At 49.5% G+C, this 17,607-nt stretch carries 15 protein-coding genes; 9 read left to right on the top strand and 6 right to left on the bottom strand.

Going from position 1 to position 17,607, the window contains the following annotated elements; all coding sequences use genetic code 11:
• Positions 1–13: 13 nt before the first annotated feature.
• The 7 genes from ACR3E6_RS11700 to ACR3E6_RS11730 all read left to right on the top strand — a co-directional run bounded on the left by ACR3E6_RS11700 (position 14) and on the right by ACR3E6_RS11730 (position 11,567).
• Positions 14–4,006: a hypothetical protein gene (locus ACR3E6_RS11700; RefSeq protein ID WP_480487241.1), complete on the top strand. Its 3,993-nt coding sequence runs from the start codon at positions 14–16 to the stop codon at positions 4,004–4,006.
• Positions 4,007–4,094: 88 nt separating this feature from the next.
• The gene (locus ACR3E6_RS11705) at positions 4,095–7,097 is read left to right on the top strand and encodes an SIR2 family protein (protein ID WP_480487242.1); all 3,003 of its coding nucleotides are present in this window, start codon (positions 4,095–4,097) and stop codon (positions 7,095–7,097) included.
• Between the two features lie 823 nt (positions 7,098–7,920).
• On the top strand, positions 7,921–9,300 hold the full coding sequence (locus ACR3E6_RS11710; protein ID WP_480487244.1) for a hypothetical protein: 1,380 nt from the start codon (positions 7,921–7,923) through the stop codon (positions 9,298–9,300).
• 62 nt (positions 9,301–9,362) lie between these two features.
• Positions 9,363–9,650, top strand: a complete 288-nt coding sequence (locus ACR3E6_RS11715; RefSeq protein WP_480487246.1) for a hypothetical protein — start codon at positions 9,363–9,365, stop codon at positions 9,648–9,650.
• A gap of 253 nt (positions 9,651–9,903) precedes the next feature.
• Complete coding sequence (locus tag ACR3E6_RS11720) at positions 9,904–10,545, top strand: hypothetical protein (protein WP_480487248.1); 642 nt, start codon at positions 9,904–9,906, stop codon at positions 10,543–10,545.
• Positions 10,535–11,311, top strand: coding sequence for a hypothetical protein (locus tag ACR3E6_RS11725; RefSeq protein WP_480487250.1), 777 nt, complete (start codon positions 10,535–10,537; stop codon positions 11,309–11,311). Before ACR3E6_RS11720 ends, ACR3E6_RS11725 begins: the two co-directional genes overlap by 11 nt.
• Positions 11,304–11,567 carry a hypothetical protein gene (locus ACR3E6_RS11730; RefSeq protein ID WP_480487252.1) on the top strand — a complete coding sequence of 88 codons (264 nt, stop codon included), beginning with the start codon at positions 11,304–11,306 and terminating at the stop codon, positions 11,565–11,567. The genes ACR3E6_RS11725 and ACR3E6_RS11730 overlap by 8 nt, the downstream gene beginning before the upstream one ends.
• Before the next feature lie 38 nt (positions 11,568–11,605).
• Here ACR3E6_RS11730 and ACR3E6_RS11735 read toward each other — a convergent pair whose 3' ends face one another.
• Positions 11,606–12,316, bottom strand: coding sequence for an eCIS core domain-containing protein (locus ACR3E6_RS11735; RefSeq protein ID WP_480487254.1), 711 nt, complete (start codon positions 12,314–12,316; stop codon positions 11,606–11,608).
• A gap of 782 nt (positions 12,317–13,098) precedes the next feature.
• Here ACR3E6_RS11735 and ACR3E6_RS11740 point away from each other — a divergent pair.
• Entirely contained in the window at positions 13,099–13,683 is a 585-nt protein-coding gene (locus ACR3E6_RS11740) for a transposase domain-containing protein (protein WP_480487255.1), read from the top strand.
• Between the two features lie 295 nt (positions 13,684–13,978).
• Here the strand turns inward: ACR3E6_RS11740 and ACR3E6_RS11745 are convergent, their stop codons facing one another.
• Together ACR3E6_RS11745 and ACR3E6_RS11750 are read right to left on the bottom strand one after the other, a co-directional pair.
• Positions 13,979–14,188, bottom strand: a complete 210-nt coding sequence (locus ACR3E6_RS11745) for a hypothetical protein (protein ID WP_480487257.1) — start codon at positions 14,186–14,188, stop codon at positions 13,979–13,981.
• Between the two features lie 103 nt (positions 14,189–14,291).
• Positions 14,292–15,044: a TylF/MycF/NovP-related O-methyltransferase gene (locus tag ACR3E6_RS11750; RefSeq protein ID WP_209833389.1), complete on the bottom strand. Its 753-nt coding sequence runs from the start codon at positions 15,042–15,044 to the stop codon at positions 14,292–14,294.
• Between the two features lie 377 nt (positions 15,045–15,421).
• On the opposite strand from ACR3E6_RS11750, the gene ACR3E6_RS11755 reads away from it, so the two are divergent.
• A complete protein-coding gene (locus ACR3E6_RS11755) occupies positions 15,422–16,252 on the top strand; it encodes a class I SAM-dependent methyltransferase (RefSeq protein WP_209833387.1) in 831 nt (276 codons plus the stop codon).
• A gap of 32 nt (positions 16,253–16,284) precedes the next feature.
• On the opposite strand, the gene ACR3E6_RS11760 is transcribed toward ACR3E6_RS11755, so the two are convergent.
• From ACR3E6_RS11760 to ACR3E6_RS11770, 3 genes are read right to left on the bottom strand one after another with little or no spacing between them, the layout of a single operon-like run.
• Positions 16,285–16,509, bottom strand: coding sequence for a hypothetical protein (locus ACR3E6_RS11760; protein WP_480487259.1), 225 nt, complete (start codon positions 16,507–16,509; stop codon positions 16,285–16,287).
• Positions 16,509–16,982, bottom strand: coding sequence for an acyltransferase family protein (locus tag ACR3E6_RS11765; RefSeq protein ID WP_480488132.1), 474 nt, complete (start codon positions 16,980–16,982; stop codon positions 16,509–16,511). Before ACR3E6_RS11765 ends, ACR3E6_RS11760 begins: the two co-directional genes overlap by 1 nt.
• Positions 16,898–17,308 (bottom strand): hypothetical protein, encoded by a 411-nt coding sequence (locus ACR3E6_RS11770; RefSeq protein ID WP_480488134.1) that lies wholly within the window; start codon positions 17,306–17,308, stop codon positions 16,898–16,900. Before ACR3E6_RS11770 ends, ACR3E6_RS11765 begins: the two co-directional genes overlap by 85 nt.
• Between the last annotated feature and the right edge of the window lie 299 nt (positions 17,309–17,607).

Here is a 17,607-nt window from a genome sequence, read left to right on the forward strand (position 1 = left end):
GAAAACAGATTGAATGAATGACAACAGAAACACCCGAAGAGGTGAGAACAAATGGTATGGTGAATTCACCTTTGAACAAGTTGAGAAAATTCGAAAATACGCAGAGGATGATCTGACTGTTCAGGCCGACATTGCAGTGGTCACTGGCAATGATATGGATCTAACTCAAATGATCCTTGCGGGTCCGCACGAAGATATGATTGCGGCCTTAAAAGACGCTGACGAGAGCGACCGTATCCATCAAGACTTCGACAAGGTTTGGGGAGCCGGGGCGGCGGAACACTACCGCACCCTAGAGCAACCTCATGGTCTCTTTGAGCATATTTCAGAATTACCGGGGGCCGCTGCACGTGGCCTCTTTGGTGCTGTCGCAGAGTTCGGTGAGAACGCCTTCAATTCAAACGGCGAAGCCATGGTGGAAGCTCAAGAGGCCAAGAACGCATATGATGTATACTTGGCACAGAAGCGTGGTGAGGAAATCCCCGAGGCAACTCCGGTTGAACCTTATGAACGTAAAGAGTGGAACGCCGATACGATCCTTCGTGGTGCTATCGAGCAGCCTGAAACTCTAACCGGTAAATTCACTGAGGGTGCTGTCCAATTCGCAGCACCTTTCTTTACCGGGGTAGGGGCCGCGTCGAAGTTACAGGTTATGGCTAATGCTGGTCCAAAAGGTCAGTTGGCGATGGCAACTGTTGCCGGAATGGTTACCGACTACAACTTCTTCGATGAAGATGATCCGTTAATGACCACTGCGGTTGCTGACTATTTCGGTGTAGAGAGTGAGATCATTGACGAGTATTTCCGGCACGACGTTGACGATACTGATGCCGAGAAACGTTTCAGGCGTTCGTTGGAAGGTGGTGTTGTTGGCGTCGGCCTAGACGTTGTAATGATGGGCGCTATGCGCGTCATGCGTAAGGTCAAGACTGGTAAAATCCAGCCTGACGATGCCGCCACTGAGATCCAAAAGATCATCAACGATGTCGATGCAGAGGATCTCGCTCAGACCATTAAGCAGGAACCAAAGGCAGACCCAAGGTCCACCCTTAGTACCCAACACAAGCTCTGGCATTTCGATGCCGAACGTGCCGCTCGTTCCGCTTTGGCTGAGACACAGCCAACAAATGCAGCGGCTAAGGTTGCCGAGGATATCGCCAAGGAAGCTGAGACCGCAGTAATCGAGTCCATCCCGCCTAGGTTTGAGGCTGTGGCTGAGGACCTGACCGGGAAACCGGCCAAGCCTATTGTCTCCGCTAAGGAACACAAACTGGCAATCGATCGTGCAGAGAAGATATTCAATGCTGCCCGTGAGGTGACGGACAACGGTACTGCTTGGGATATAGCCAAGGGCTACCTAAAGGACGCTACTGATACACTTGCTGAACACGGTATTCGTACCAAAGAGCAGCTGAAAGGGGCGATCATGAAGCCCTTCCAGCAAGCCATGAAAATGGTGGATTCTGGTGATATTCAGGGTCTCAGATCGTGGGCAGATGCCGAAAGTCTGACCATTGCTGATTTCCGTCTGCGGTCTTACGCCGTACAGATGGCTTCACGGTCAGTACGCTCTCAGACAAACCGGATGGCTGGTCTTGTTGAAGCAGCTTTGAACAGTGGGCGCCTGACGCCTCACGAAGAAGCTGTGATGAGGGAAATGTTCCATAAGCAGGTTCAGCTTTCGATGGAAGTTGAGGCGCTCAATGCGAACCTAGGGTCCGCTGCGGGTGCGCTGTTGGGACAACGTGCCGGTCACATGAACATCTATGACGAAATCACTGCGGCTGCGAAAGCGGCTGAGGATGAAGCAAAAGCTCAAGGGCTGACTAAACGCCAAACCAAGAAAGTCGTTCGGGACGCAGCTAGGATAGTCGAGAAGAAGATCACAAAGCGCCTGAGGGAAACTGAGGGTGGCGGTAATGGTGCCTTCCTCGCAGAAAGGTATCGGGAACTCACCAAAGAAGGTGTTGATCCTGTACTAGCCTTCCAGCGTGTCAGGGCGATGGGTGATGAAGCTCACCGATCTGGAACAATCCTCAATCCTAAGAGCAAGCAACAACTTCAAGATGCCAAGGCCAAGATCGAAGATGAGGGTAACCTCAACAAAGCTCTTCGAGGTCTGGAACAGTGGCGCTACAACGCCATGCTCTCCGGTATCAAGACACATGAAACCAACTTCTTGTCGTCGTTTGCTCAGATGACTTCTCGGATCGCCTATGAGGCGGCTTGGGGTACACTGTCGCGTGACAAGCAGATGACCAAGATGGCTGCTCAGAAAGTCATTGGGATGGCCTCAGGGATGAAGGACAGTCTGACCTACGCAATCGAAGCGTATAAGCAGATGAAGCCGGTCCTTGACGATATCACCCAATTTGAGCGTCTCGATCCTGTCTACAAGAACCATATCCTGACCTACCCATCCCGTTTGATGATTGGCACTGACCAGTTCATCAAGCAGTTGGCCTACCGTGGAGAGGTGAGAGCCTCAGCTGCACTTGATGCAGACCTGCAGGGGCTAAAGGGTAACCAGAAGGAAGCCTTCATCAAAGGCCGTATGAACAAAGCATTCGACCCGGAGACCGGGGCGGGGCTGGACATGCTGGCGATTACGAGGGCTCAGGAGGTCACCTTCCAGAAGCAATTCGATCCGAATAGCCGGTATCATGGCGAAAAGCTGATGGCTAAAGCGTCGGAGATCACAAACGGCTCAATGGCTGGACGTTTCCTGTTTCCCTTCATGCGGATTTTCTTTCGCCTCACTGACGAAGGTATAAGAATGACGCCCGGTGTCCGAGAGAGTATCGCCATTGCCTCTAAAGTGGCCAATGTTGCTCAGGGTAAGCATGGTAGCTCGAAATTCTGGGATGACCTCATGGGACATAACGGTAAAGCTTCCCAGGCTAGAGCCGCAGGTGAGTATGCAGTCGGCTTGAGTATTGTTGGTTGGACTATGGCTCTGGTGGCTGAAGGTAAGATCACTGGGGGCGAAGAACGAAACTATGTCGATGCAGCGATGCGTCGGAAAGTCATTCCGCCTTACAGCATCTTCATCAATGGAGAATGGCATAGCTATGAGCGCTTTGAGCCATTCGCTTTCCCAATGAAGTTCTTTGCGAACACCATGATCCGCATGAGGAAGATCGAAGAAAGCAAAGACCGGGGAGAGTTCGAGCGAGAGGGCGAGATGCTCCAAGCTCAGATTGGTGCTATGGCTTATGTATTCTCAGAGGCCGTGACCAACAACTCCTTCATGGAAGGTTTGGAAAGTCTCGTTAAGGCTACTGGCGGTTCGTTTGAAACTGGCGAAGCTTGGAAGCGCCCGGTTCACACTATGGCCGAAAGCTATTTCCCGAATATTCTCAGGAAAGCTAATCAATCCCTAGATGACAGCGGTCATAAATACAAAGCTGAACCGCTGACGTTAGATGCGTTTGCTCGTCATTTCTCATCTGTCGTCAATATGGATGAAGTTGATCTTGAACGTAACCAGTTCACCGGTGAACCCTATGTCTACACCGACCAAGACGACTTGGCGGGTAATCATCTATTTGTTGGGAGACCCGTGTCCACCGACAAGGCGATGAAGCTGCTAATTGATGCAAACGAACACACTGGTAGACAGTACGTCTTGAGGCGTCCCGGCTCGTTCATCCGCAATGAGGACCTGAGGAACTACAAGGCCGATGACGGTAAGCGATCACTGTATGACCAGTACCAGGATGTTTTCAGCACCATGAAGCTCAATGGTAAGACCTACCGTGAGGCCCTAGAGGAACTGGCAGACAACAAAGTGTTCAACGCGATGCCTTGGGGTAACCGTACGAGAACTGCGGGTACCAAAGCTGAGATGATTGCAGGCCTCAAGCGGGACTACGAGCAAGCCACAGAGACATGGATGGACAACCATTCGAAGGGCTTTGCGGTACTCAAGGGGCGTCAGGCGTTCTTTGAGAGAATGCAGAGGGACCGTGAGAATGTTGAGATAAAAGCCTTCCTCACAAAGTAAGTTTGGCTTCCTCTTGCGGGAGTCTTCGATTGAACATTCTAGGAATAAGTGTAGCTTCAAGACGGACTCAACAAGTGTAAGATTGACAATGAATTTCTTTGAAAAACAGTTCCCCGGAAACACCTCGTCGTTGGAGAAAATTGTTAACGCTATATCCTCAGAAACTGTGATTGCATTAACTGGGGCTGGTACGAGCATGCCAGCCCTTCCATCTTGGGGTGCGCTGATAGCTCAATTAATTAACGATGCGGAAGCAGATGGCTTGTTCGACGCTAGTACCATCGCTGCATTGCGTGGCGAAACTTCTGACTACTTGTACGTTGTAGATGAAATCTCAAAATCGACTAGCGCTGCCCATGTGAGGGCGAAGGTGGTGAAGCTGTTCTCCGGGTTGACCGGGCCCACAGCGGCTCACAGTGCAATAATGCGGACGAACTACACAAAGCTCATGACTCTAAACTATGATAACGGCCTTGAAATGGCCGCATCACAATTGTTTGGGCAACACGTTCAAGGAATTCACGGAGAGCAGGAAGCAGAGCTGTTAAACTGGGAGAGAGAGGAGAGCTTCTCTAAATACCCGCGTATCCTTCACTGGCACGGAAATATAAGCGAAACTAGCAGTATTGTACTGAGCGGGGATGATTACTCGAATTTTTATAGCGAATCTAGAAATAAGATTGAGTTTCTTAGAGGGATTTTTCGAACGAAACGCGTAATAATGATCGGGTTTGGATTTACTGATCCGTTTATCGTGACGCAGCTGAACACCGTTATGCAGCCGCTACCGGCTACAAATAGTCACTTCGCCATAATTGGTGTTCGAGATGATCTGAACTTTAATGTTCACCTGGAGCGAAGGAAATTTCTTACGAAATACAAGATGGATGTGGTGTTTTACCCGGTCGATGTTTCCAACGGTGCACCGGATCATTCGGAGTTGTTGACTGTTCTAGATCAGTTGTCTGCGCAATGTCCGGTTGAGCCCATATCCAATCGAGAGGTGGGCAATGAAACTGGTGTGGTGGTTAGTGAAAAAAGGCCTACGACCTATCGTAGTACTTTGTTTTCGGTTGGGGATCGGCAAATTTACTGCGAGCCAAACCTTTGGTCGATTTCAGCTGACCCAACCACGACAGATGAGGTCAAAATTTCTGTCTCTGAATTGGTTAGCTTGAACGATCATTGCTCTATCAGTGCTCCTCATGAATATGGTCTTTCGAATTTGGGTCGCCGTATTGCAAATGAACTAGAGGCCTTAAGTCAATCCGTTATGTTCAGGGATGCGGGGGACATTCCGAACTATCGAAAGAAGATCGCTCAGGATGAGCTACTTTCAAAGAAGACCGACAGTGAGAAATTCACTCTAGTTATAGACAATTTTTCATCCGTTGAACATCAGCGTATGTTACGCGAGTTGCTAGCTGTATTTAGTGGAATTCGTATTGTCGTTCTTCAAAGGCAATCTCTTGGGTCAGATACATTCGACGACGAAATTTCAGAACTAGGATTCCGCCGATTTCAGCTGAGGGGACTTTCTAGGTTAGATATTCGGCGCGTTGTGGAAGTGACTGCACCTGAAAATAATTCAGATGCAACTTCCGCGATTGTGGATAAAGTTTATTCGGATCTTTTGCAGTTATGCATTCCACTCACCCCCTCTAATGTAGTGATGTACGCGAGTGTTGTTTGCAAAGACGGAGCGTTTTCGCCTGTATCGCGCTTGCACATTATCGAAAGGTTTGTAATCGGCGCTTTGCAAAGAGCAAGTGATGCCTATGCGGACGCATTCAATGCCGCGAATAAAGTGGATTTGATTTCAGCTTTTTGCTTTCAGATTTTTCAGAAAAATGCGTGGGCGTTCACTAGATCTGATTGGCGGAATTTCTGCGAGGAATACAAAAAGAAAACTCTCGACGATTTTAGCTCAAGCGAAATACTTGGGGACCTTATCCATGGAAAGATAGTTGTCCGAGATGGTGAGTTTCACTATTTTAGGTACAGAATGTTCTTTAGCTATTTTGTCGGTAAGCAAGTGGCTGCACACCCGGAAATTCTGAATGCGTGTATTGCGGACAATAGGCACCTAGAACTGGATGGGTTGGTTGAAGTCCTGTGTGGTCTGTTGCCCGACTCGAGCGGGGTCTTGAATGATATCTCCGAAAAACTAGAAGCGGCTTTGCTTTCATTTTACGAGAGTTATCCAATTTCCAATTTAGACCTTCATGATGGAGTCGTATGGGAGAGGGAAGAAGACGAAACACTAATATGGGATTCTGTTTCCGACAAGGTTGACGAAGGGCCAGTCGAAGGCTCGGAGCTTGATGAGCTAAAAACATCTATTCACGCAGAGCGCAGGACAGAAGATCAAAAAGTATCAATAATCAAATTCATCGCATCTGAGCATAGTGTTTCCAGAATGAGGCATGAGCTCAATGTCGCATTAAACAGTGCAAAGTTCGCTGACGCTGACGCGAAAATCAGAGCAATGAAAGCATCGATCGATAGCCACAAACTAGCATATGAAGTTGCGACTATCTTTGTGCCGTTAATTGCTGAACGTAAATACGTATCGTGGAATGGGTTTACCTACATAAACCTTATAAACGATAGGGAGTTCAAAACTTCTGACGCGGAAGAAAATAGAGTCCGAATGGAGGGTATGGTTACCCTTGTTCTTCCTGGTTCAATGGCTAGAGGAGCAGCCAACAGGTTGGGAAGCCGCAAGCATGGTAAGGTGTTCTCTGCAATTCTCCAGAGTAACCCAGAGCGACCGCTTGATTGTTACATGCTCTTTGTTCTGATAATTAGTAGCAAGCCGAAGGGTTGGCTAGCCATAGCCAAAAAGGCAGTAAGTGAGACTAAGAGAGATGACATTTATCTTCGTCACATGCTAAACGCAGCACTTCACCAATATCGGAGAGAAATAAACACCGAAGCTGAACGAAGTGAGCTTAAGGACTTGATAGCGTCCATTCGTGTAAGGCGTGATACGAACGTGAAATCACCAAACAAAGCACTTATCAAGAAAGCGATCAGTAAGCTCGATGATTCCGACTACTGGAGTAGAGAAAAGGACGAGGCTCAGTGAAGCGAATTGTAAAGCTCCCTTTAGTTGGTGCTGTCGATTTTCCAAAAATATTTGTGAGGGTGTTATCAGTAGGTGCGCTCCCGTCTACCCCCGGTACCCCTACAGTACACTCACAGCCCAGCCGCCCGTCCACCCGGACCAACCGACCGTCCACCTTCGATCCACTGTGAGGCGGGGCAGGGGAGCCCGATGCTCAATTGGCATGGAAACACACCTGATGATCGCTGCTTCGGGTATTGTTACTCGTAGCAACCTTATATCTTTCAGTGAGTTACGGTTATCTGTACGTGTGGATTGTACGGGTATGGGTGTTGTGATGGTTGATGATACCCCAAGTCAGCAGGATCATAGTCCCACTAAATCTTGTGGTTGGTCGCTGACTGTTCCGAGTTGAAGATGTTCGTAGAGCCGCTGAGAGAGTCACTGAGTCCACCTTTGGATTTTGGGTGGGTTGGTGCGGGTGGTGCGCTCTGGGACTCTGAGGGGCCTTCTGTGGGCTCCTAGGGGCAATCAATTAACACTGCATATGGACTACTGCGCTCGGAGTTCTTTCCCGTTCTTTCTTTTTTCGTGAACGCTACTCCGGTTTCCTAGGGACTGTTCGAAACAAAAGACGCCAAATGACAAAACGCCTCTGTGTTTCCAATAGTTGAACCCAGAGTAAGACCACACCTTTTCGCGGCTCAATCACGACGACCCGGAAACTAGTCGTGCCACTAAGAAGTGGTACACACATCATTTTGAGTCATAAAAATAAGGGGTTTCATCCCCCTTTGTTAATAACACTTCTATAATTTTGACATTCACGACAAGGATCATTTCATTGAAGTATGACCCTAATTTTGACCTTGAGACAGCAACCCAAGTTCGACCCATTGTCATCAAGGATCGACCCTGCGGTTTCGGTAAGACAACCGGGATGCTCAACTCATTTGAACATCACAAACAATATTTGGTCGTCGTTCCTCTACTGAGCGAATGCGACCGAGTGATAGCCGCGACACAACAACGGGGTATCACCTTTGAGCAACCCGAGGCTGAGGCTGATATTGAATTTGATGAGAATGGTGATGAGGTTGTCACCACTAAGAAAGTCCATTCACTTAGGCGTCTTCTCTCGGAAGGGCAGAACCTAGTCACGACCCACGCCATGTTCGACACCTTGGCAGAAGTTGAGAGGGAGGGTTTGATTGATCCCTATCATCTGCACATTGATGAGGTCCTTTCAGTCATTGATGCCAACTACAAGGTGAAGGCAAGTGCATGGGATCGTCTGTTCATCAAGGCGGGTTTGTGCACTGTCGATCCGGAGACCTCACAGATCCTTCCTACAACTGCTTGGGATGAAGAGTGCTCTGACCTAACCGAACATGTGAGCTTGAAGTACTACAAAGCCGCAAAGGCTGGTCGTCTCTTCAATATCCAAGGCGGCTACAACGTTGCAGTTATGCCAGAGAGGTTGTTGAGGGCTGGACAGTCGTTGACACTCTATACTTATAAGGCAGAGGGGTCGATCATGGCGGCCTATCTTAAGCGTATCGGGTTGGACCCTAAGCACGACAAAAGTGATCCCTCGGTAGAACAGGCGTTTATTAGAGAGGCACGGGATCTCATAACCGTTAAAGGTATTCCGTCACTGTCCAAGCTTTCATTTGGCCATAACGACCAAACTCATCGAAAAGAGGGGAAGTCACGTGAGTATGACCGGCTGGTTCCTAAGGCTCTATGCTCTTTAGCCAGACGCCCTCTTAAAGACGTTCCCCTCGAAAACATCCTGTTGACCTGTCCCAAGAACAAATGGTTCGCCAACGGTAAAAGCCCGAAGGTCGATCCTAATGGTATCGAAGTTGGTAAATTCCGTCCTGGTCCTTACGCTAAGAACTCTAGGCTACAGGGGCGTAGTGGTCGTGTGCATTGGTTGCCAAACACGACGCGAGGGACAAACGACTACAAGAACGCCACTCACCTGATCTACCTCTACAATCAGTTCATCAACCCGAACATCCTCAGATTTCTTGGGGCGGGGTCGGTTGGTCCGGATGATTATGCTTTAACGGAATTGATCCAGTGGGTGTGGCGATCCCGGATTAGGGACAAGAAACCTATCACTCTGTATCTACCAAGTCGAAGGATGCAGAACCTTTTTCTGTGTTGGCTGTGGGAGGACAATATCCCTTCTCACGTTTGGGCCTCAGTCAACTGATGAGGCGATTTTTGCTCCCTCTCTAATCCTCATATGACATTAAAATAATTGGAAATTAATACATGGAACATGTTTCAAAATACTCAACCATTATCCCATTGTTGGTTCAGTACTTCTCACTGGCCAAGGCTGGCCCCTATCACCCACTTCAAGTTCGCAACGACCTGAACTTGTCGCAGAACTTCTGGCGCGTAGCGATGAAGTCGTTTGTTTACCCCGAGGATAGTGAAGGTCGAAAAGCACTGGCTTCAGTTGGTGTGGATGTGATCCCGGAAGCCTTGCAGCGGCTCAAAAACGGTAAGGTCAGGGTCAATTCCTTGTTCCTCAAAGACCGGGCAGATGGTAGCTAAGTTACCCCTCTCTACCATCCCTGCGGGAAGGCGAAGTAAGGCTTCCAAAGATGCGTTGAGGCAAAGGCGGGTTCAACAGGAGCGAGTTAACAAAACACGATCTTGTTCAGTCTCGGGGTGTGACAATCCGAGGCGCGGCGTGTCCCGCTACTGCCAAGAGCACTTTCAGCGAAATAGGCGATACGGGCACCCTACAGGCCGATTGCCAATCCAAGGTGAACTCAGAGCCCTAGAGGGTGCGATCAAAGATTGGTTGGAAGAGGACTATCTCACTTCGGACTTTACCAAGCGGTCCTTTAAGTCCTCTTGGGGTTCAGCCCAGCGCACCATTACGCATAGTCCTTCCTATGCTCTGCCTTTCTTTGGGCTTGAAGGGGACATGGGCTACACCCAAAGGGCCAAAGCCTGGGTGATAATTTCCAACTACGTTTATCGAGAAAAGAACTCTCTGTCTGATGCGATGGTCAGGTATATGGCCTGTCGTCTTTGGTCAGAGTTCCACTGGCAGATGCCCGAGGGTAAACGCGGGGCAGTCAAGACGCGGAACTTCTTTGTCGATACATGGGCAGGGAAGTTTGTCTTGGCAAACTCAGGGTTCACTAAGACCAAGACCGAGGAAAAGATCATCCGTTGGGAGAAGCCTTGGTATGTCTCCGATGATCCTATTCTGAACCAACCCCGACCTATCACAGAGAAGGTGACCAAGAAGGTCACCATCAACCGATTTAAAGCCGGACCCATTGTCCGAGCTATTGGCGAAGAACTCCACGGCGCTGTCGATCATGCGATGGGCAAATCGTGGTGTTCCGACCATCGCCTTCTTGCGAAGGCGCACGAGGCTCTTGGCCTCACACTCACAAATTCGAAGAAAGAAGATATCACAAATGACAATTGAAAACTCTTACGCTGACGACATTGCAGCGGTCCCAAACAGCAATCTCCGAAACTCGGATGACTTCATCGCCACAACACGTGATGTAACCGCAGAGGCACGAGCAAAGGGGCACTTCAATACAGCATCGACCCACATTCCTGATGCCGAAGCCAACAACAACACAAATATTGTTACCCGTGATGGTATGCGTATTCACGCAGGAGGTGAGTACCAACCGACTGATCTGTTAATGATTGGCGGGATGGAAGTGACCTACGAAATGGCACAATCCCTTGGATTAATCAGTGGGTCCGAATTCACCACGCCCCAAGAGGATTTCCAGCGGGACAGCGAAAGCGTCTCAGAAGCAGAGCCAGTGGATGATCGCCCCGAGGAAGCCAGACTGCTCAATGACCAATTCGAGTTGGCTTTCGGTGAACAAGCCGGAGACGTTCTGCAGGTTGTCGGTCAGGACATTGCGTTGAATGGTGAGATCAGCGAACAGGGTATTGATTATTTGCAGCGGAACATGGGCGTATCACCACAACACGCTCAAGAGACTTTCACAGAGATGCAGGAAGTTGGCGGTAGGGTCATTCAAGATTTCTTAAACAACGGCGACGGACATGAAGCGGACCGTGTGGGTTTCCTCGTCGATCTGGCGGAAACAGGGACGCGCGAACAACGTGCGGCGGTAAGAAACATTTGGTTCAAAGCTGCAACTGGTCAGATCACTCGTGATGCTGTCATAGATGCCTTTGACAATCTTGTAGAGCCGTATGCGTGATCCCATGAACGAAGAAAGCATCAAAAACGCCACCCAAGACGAACTTGAAGAACTCAACGGGTTACTCGTTCGGAAACTGATTGGGAAGATCAAGGAAGGTACCGCCACCGGTACCGACCTTTCTACTGCCGCTAAGCTGGTCAAGGAACATAAGGTTCAACCTATTGATCCTAGGGTTCCAGCGACTTCCTATCATAGTCAAATTCCAGCGGTACAGTTGGACTACCCGGTCGATGTGGACGCTGTGGACACGTAAAGCCGGTAGTCCTTCGTCTAGCTAGAATCCTTATAGTCCTATGCCCCACAGGTTTCCGACTTCGCTTCGGGACGAATACTTACTTCATCGCTGGATGGTGATCCGACAATTTCAATTACACTGTCCAGCGGGAACTCCGCCCGAATAAGCTTCTCATGCCGGATAGTGAGCGGAGAGTTGGGGCTCAATTGACGCAGCTTCATGTAACATTCAACGATTTCGCCTTGTTGCTCGAAACGGTATTCTGTGAACTTTTTACCGTTGACCAGTTTGTAGTCATAAACAGCGTCACCGTACTTCAAGTGTTCGGAAACCACCTTCGTAAAGCTGTATCCTGTTTTCGCCCGGTTTTGCCACTGCCACACATGAGTCAGTTCATGGGCCATAAGCCAACGGTCACTGTCATAGGTACTCTTTGAGAAGTCCGGCGAGTAAACATCTGAATCGTAATACACTGTGTTTGCGATTGCCATTGCGTCCGCGCCAAACAGAGAAGGCAGGATGGAAAGGAGTTTTTCCGAGCCAGCGTCTTTGGGTTGGGCCCCAGCTAGTTGCTCTGCTTCTGATTCCAATTGCCTTTTGGCTTTTCTTTGTGCGTTGCGTTCATTTCCCGAAAACCGGACTACTTCAAAATCCAAGTCTCTGGTGAACACTTGTTGACCATAAGCAATTTCACCGTCTGTCATGTCTCTACTACAAGCTGTGACCGAAATAGCTGCGGTGATAGCTAGAAAAATTTGTATCTTCATATGCGTGTCCCAAAAATACGTTTCTCGGATGGCGAATAACTCCCATCTCGCGGAAAATCTGAATGGAACAACCTATAGATGCAAGAACTTTGTGTGCTAAGTAATTATCGATAAAGGAAATATAATGGAGCCTAATGTTCGTAACGGCGATCAGAGGCCCTGTGCGGGTCCCGAGTCATCTAATGACGTCCCCAAGCCCCAACCTATCACTAATCCCTTAACCCCGCTCAGTGAGTCTCTCAGAGTCTCTCTGGAGGCGCTACCAGACGAAGCATTGCCCATCCTTGGTCCTGAACTTTTCGATCAGGCCAACAGGGAACTGAACCGATCACCGCAGACGAGAGCAGATAACGAACGAAGCGGTCAAATCTTTAAAGCAATTGATGGCTACATGCGGTTTTTCTACCGCGACGAAGAGAGTAGGGCGCGACACATGTACCAGAACATAGTCGGCTTGGTTTACCCATGCACCAAGTCGGACCTTGAGAGGCAGCGGTTAAACCAAGCGTTCGAAGATGGTTGGGCGAGTGGGGAGCTTGAGTTTTTGGCGAGTGTGCTGAGGGAGGACTTAGGGTTGTATAAGGGGGACTTGGTTGTTGAATAAACTAGCGCTAGTTTGATTCGCTCAGAATGGTAGGCTAGGTGTTAGAACAGTTTAGTGCTGATATACTGGCAAGCGGAACGTTGTGACCGAGTGGCTTTCACAAACGACACTCTAGCTAGGGCAAGTATTTGAGCAACCTTGATTCTGATCACGGCTAGTGACCTGCCCCAAGGAAATCATGTCTGAGAATGCGCAGAAAGACTATTGGGAAAAGGCGGAAATTGCGGGTAAAATCGCGGGCGCTGTGCTTGTGCCAATCGTTATCGGGATTCTAGGTTGGCACTGGAATAGTGAGCGCACAAAGCAGAGCCAATTCGCCAAGATGACTGAAGTTGCAGTGGAGATTCTCCAAGCGAACCCTGCGGACAAAAGTGTTGTCGCAGATGACTACATTCGAGATTGGGCGATTTCAGTTCTTCAATCCCCCGATAACCCACCGGTACTAACGGCCGAAGCCGCGCAACAATTGAGATATCGAAACTTACCTTCACTTGGCTTTGGTGAAATGTCACTCGAAAAAGAACGGTCCATTGAAGAAACATTGAATAAAGTAGTTGCAGTTTTGCCGAATCTGGCTGGAACCTGTTTTTGGACGGTGGACGAACCTTCTCGGAAACATAAAGAGTTTCTTGGTTCGCATGGTTTTCAATTGGTTGGAGAGTTTGAAGGTGAGTTCCTCTTTTACAATGAACCAGCCGACAGTGCGAAGTTTGACGAACTTGTCGTGGAGTGCAGCGATCCAGAATTGCTAATTAAGTTTTAACTTGCCAGTGATGACCGACTTAAAGTTCGCTAGCTGAGGGAACTGAAGATTCAATTCAGTACCACTCAATCTGAGTCAATCTGACTCACCCTTACATGTACGGGTTGACCGACCCGATTCCGTTACAGTAACAATCGTACTCGCAGTACCTAACTGTGCGAAGAACCTGAGAAGGTCACGCGGTCAAAGACACCAAGTTTACAGTGCGTTAGACGGAATGTTGACACGCGGTTTACTTGAGGTCGCTGTGGGGTAACTCCCGTGGAAGTTCGAGTCTTCTCGACCGCACCAACTTTTAGTGAAAGAACAGGTGGTTGAGGGCGGGTGCGAAGATTGCATTCGGTGTGGTGCCCACTGTGCGACGTCCGAAAGGGTTGCCGAAGACAGAGGTGCCATGTGAAAGATCCGCTTTCAGAACTTGAATCAGTTCCGCATTTTGGACGTTCATCGGAATGCCGAGGTTTCTGCCCGGTAGCACCCCCAGGGTATTTTCTTGGTCGGCCATTCTGAAACACGAACAGGCCGCAGTCTCGCTGAGTGTGACATTTCAGGTGTTCAGGTGACGGGCGCAACCTGACCCGTGACCTGAACCCAAGGCCCGGTCCTCTCTAGACCTTTTGGAAATAGACGCCCACACCATCGATTTCGTTGATCGCGGGTGGCTGATAGCCCACTTCGTCAAGATAGTCATGAACGGCAGCTTTGGCTGCGGGAACCACGTGATAGTCGTCAACGATGATCCAACCACCTTTCGAGACCTTGCCGAAAAGGTGCCGCAAAGGATCTATGGTTGATTCATACATGTCGCCGTCAAGACGCAGCACTGCAATCTGCTCACTGGGCACCAGTGGCATGGTGTCCTTGAAAAAGCCCTCGATGAGCACGACATTATCGTCCAAAAGCCCGAACTTTTCAAAATTTGCCCTTACAGAAACGGCTGACACGGCCAGGGCATCGTACTTGTGGAAATCAGACCCCTTGTCGTGAGGATACAGTTCTTCATTCGGCTCGGGCAACCCCTTGAAAGAGTCACACAGAACGACACGTCTGTCATTCTGGCCATATGTAAAGAGTACCGCTTTCGCAAAGATGCTGGCACCGCCACGCCATACTCCGGTTTCTACAAAGTCGCCGGGAATCTGGTTGCCGATGACGGATTCCACCATGGCGCGAACATTGGCCAATCTCTTGCTGCCCACCATAGTGAAAGCAACAGACGGCCAATCCCAGCCGTATTCGCGGTTTTTGGAGTTGTAATCCGGTTTGGTGTCTCCAAACAGAATTGGTGGGTCTTCATAGATCGTGCCATCCAGGGCACGGGCAACCGTGGTCAGATATTGTTCCCGAAGTTCCGCGAGCATAAATTATAACCTTGCATAGATGTCGGGTTGGTTCTGACCTCTCAGCTGTGAAGTTTCAAAAAGATTCGCTGGAAATCGCCTATAGGGTTGGATAAATGGAGGCAAATTTCCTGTGAACTGCGTTTTTTCAACTCAGACGTGCCTTAACTCTCAGCTTTGACGTCCAAAGTGAAACATATCTTTTTTGACGCTACGAATTACGCGAATGTTTGCGCCAACTTCAGCATCAGTCTTGGCGAATATGGTCGGACCCAACCCATTTGTTAGGCCGTGAAACGGCTGCCTCGCGCTTCTTTCTGCGTTTGATGTAAAGGAAGCGTGTAAACCCGTGCCTTTCAGGAGATGAAGCACACAAGCCATCAGGTAAGGGCATAGTGGTGAGCAAATTTACGGAAGTTGTCTCGACTGTCTTGCGCTCAGTTTCAGGCGGTTCGCAACAGAAGAAAATTCAACCGATAGTCTGGTCCGAGCGGAACAGATGTACCGTTGATGGCGTCAATTTTTTTGCCACGGTCGATATTGCGGAATACCACGAAATCACATCGAACGATAACGAGTTTCTGCTGGTGAAAACCCGCGAAATGATCGAGGCTGAACTGGATTGCACCTCGAAGATCGATGTTAACAATATCGTCGATATCGGAGTATGGCAGGGTGGGAGCGTGGCGCTTCTCGATCGTGTATTTCAGCCTGACAAACTGGTTGCAGTTGAATATTCGACGCGCGAACTGCCTCACCTTGACGCCTATATCGAAAGGTACTCGCGGCAGGATAACGTGCGGCTGTACAAGGGGATAAGTCAAGCGGACATCAATCGGTTCGGAGAATTGCTGGACGCAGAGTTCGGCGACGAGAAGATTGATCTCGTCATAGATGACGCATCGCACCAGTATTTGGAAACGTTGTTGTCGTTCAACCTCGTTTTTCCGCGCATGTCGGAAGGCGGCGTCTTCGTCCTTGAAGACTGGCAATGGTCCACGATGGAAGAACATTACAATTCCGACTATTTCGAAGGGAAAAAGGCGCTGGCGAATCTGGTGCTTCAATGCGTCATGTCCTGCGCCTGCCGGCCAGATATCGTTCGCGAAGTCATCGTGAAAAATCACTCTGCAATGGTTGTTCGGGGCGAGGCTGAACTGCAAAGCGGTGCTTTTGACATTACCGAGATCGCCCGCAATCGAGGCGAGATTATTCCCCTGGTACTATAGATCCGCATTGTGTCGGCGGGTGTGCTCTGCCGTCACGAGGTCTGTTGTTGTGACATTGTCTCTCTCAGATCTGGCTTGGTTATCCGGCGGGCCAGACGCATGAACGGAACTTCGACAGCATAATAGATAACAGTTGCAATGGGTATCGCTACGGCAAGGGTAACTGCGCAGACCACGGGCACCACAAGATCCGGGTTGTCCGTTAGCGTTGCGGCCCATCGGGTCAGGTTTGTGTTATAGATAAGGAACGGATGCATCAGATATAGGCTGTAACTGATCTTTCCAAGAAAGAGGGTAAAAGGGTTATAGAGAAAAAAACAGGTCGAAGTGCCTGCGATAGCGCAAGGCTTGCAAAGGCGAAGCCCCAACCCAGAACCAGTATGAGCGAAACCGGTTTGTATTGCGTTTGCGTCTGATCAACGACTGGCCCATACAAGTATAGGCAAATCAATCCGGCCATTCCCGCAGCGAGGGTCAAATAGCCAATTAGCCGCTTTAACGACGTGGGTGTCGAACGGTAGATGCACCAGATGATCAGGCCCAACGCAAAATATGGGGCGTTCGTGAAAAAGCTGGTCCAATAGTAATAGTCGGGAACTTCGCCCTGGCCATTTGCGTTTACTGCCGTCCATCCCAAGCAGGCGATTAATAAGAGAAACACTGCCGCCCATATGTTCCGCCAAACCCAAAGGAAGGGGAACAGAAGATAGAAGATAGCTTCGACGCCAATTGACTATCCCGCAGGAACGAAACTGGTTTGTTCACTGGGGAAAAACCAAACAAAAATGTCATATTCCTGATGATCGTACCCGTTTCAGCTTGGAGACCTACGTAGAGCCAAGCAAAGAGCATCACGTGGAAGAGTGGGGCAATTCGAAAAAACCTGCGCAAGGCATAGGCCCAGCTTCGATCAAAAGAAATCCCTTTTGGATAAGCCAGCGACATGGACATTGCGCTGATTATGAAGAACAGCGGCACTCCCATCAAAAAATAGTCGACAATCCACTTATTGTAGCTGACACCAAGCGGATGAATTTGCACCGCGTGTACAAACACGACCGCAGACGCAGCGATACCGCGCAATGCATCAAGGCCATGCGCCCTTTAATCTTTAAGATTACCTGTCATGATCCACTCGAGATGCCGCGCCTTTGCTGCCATATGACTTCGGCAGCAGTGAATACCAGCTATAGATGGTTGGCGCGCGATGGCAATCCGAATGACGGTTTCAAGGCGAAGACACGCTGGTGATCGCTGCCTGCGGGGCCGTGGCCGTCTGCGGGATCTGGAGTTGGCAGTCGCTGAACCGGCGGGCTCGTCCACTTGCAATGCATTTCCGGGGCCCGTAACAAAGC

This window comes from Ruegeria sp. AL3, from assembly GCF_056536065.1.

Coding starts and splice junctions, on each gene's coding strand:
- ACR3E6_RS11745 (WP_480487257.1), bottom strand. CDS start 14,188: ATGGCCGACCAAGAAAATACCCTGGGGGTGCTACCGGGCAGAAACCTC.
- ACR3E6_RS11705 (WP_480487242.1), top strand. CDS start 4,095: ATGAATTTCTTTGAAAAACAGTTCCCCGGAAACACCTCGTCGTTGGAG.
- ACR3E6_RS11740 (WP_480487255.1), top strand. CDS start 13,099: ATGTCTGAGAATGCGCAGAAAGACTATTGGGAAAAGGCGGAAATTGCG.
- ACR3E6_RS11730 (WP_480487252.1), top strand. CDS start 11,304: ATGCGTGATCCCATGAACGAAGAAAGCATCAAAAACGCCACCCAAGAC.
- ACR3E6_RS11715 (WP_480487246.1), top strand. CDS start 9,363: ATGGAACATGTTTCAAAATACTCAACCATTATCCCATTGTTGGTTCAG.
- ACR3E6_RS11750 (WP_209833389.1), bottom strand. CDS start 15,044: ATGCTCGCGGAACTTCGGGAACAATATCTGACCACGGTTGCCCGTGCC.
- ACR3E6_RS11725 (WP_480487250.1), top strand. CDS start 10,535: ATGACAATTGAAAACTCTTACGCTGACGACATTGCAGCGGTCCCAAAC.
- ACR3E6_RS11760 (WP_480487259.1), bottom strand. CDS start 16,509: ATGCATCCGTTCCTTATCTATAACACAAACCTGACCCGATGGGCCGCA.
- ACR3E6_RS11735 (WP_480487254.1), bottom strand. CDS start 12,316: ATGAAGATACAAATTTTTCTAGCTATCACCGCAGCTATTTCGGTCACA.
- ACR3E6_RS11700 (WP_480487241.1), top strand. CDS start 14: ATGAATGACAACAGAAACACCCGAAGAGGTGAGAACAAATGGTATGGT.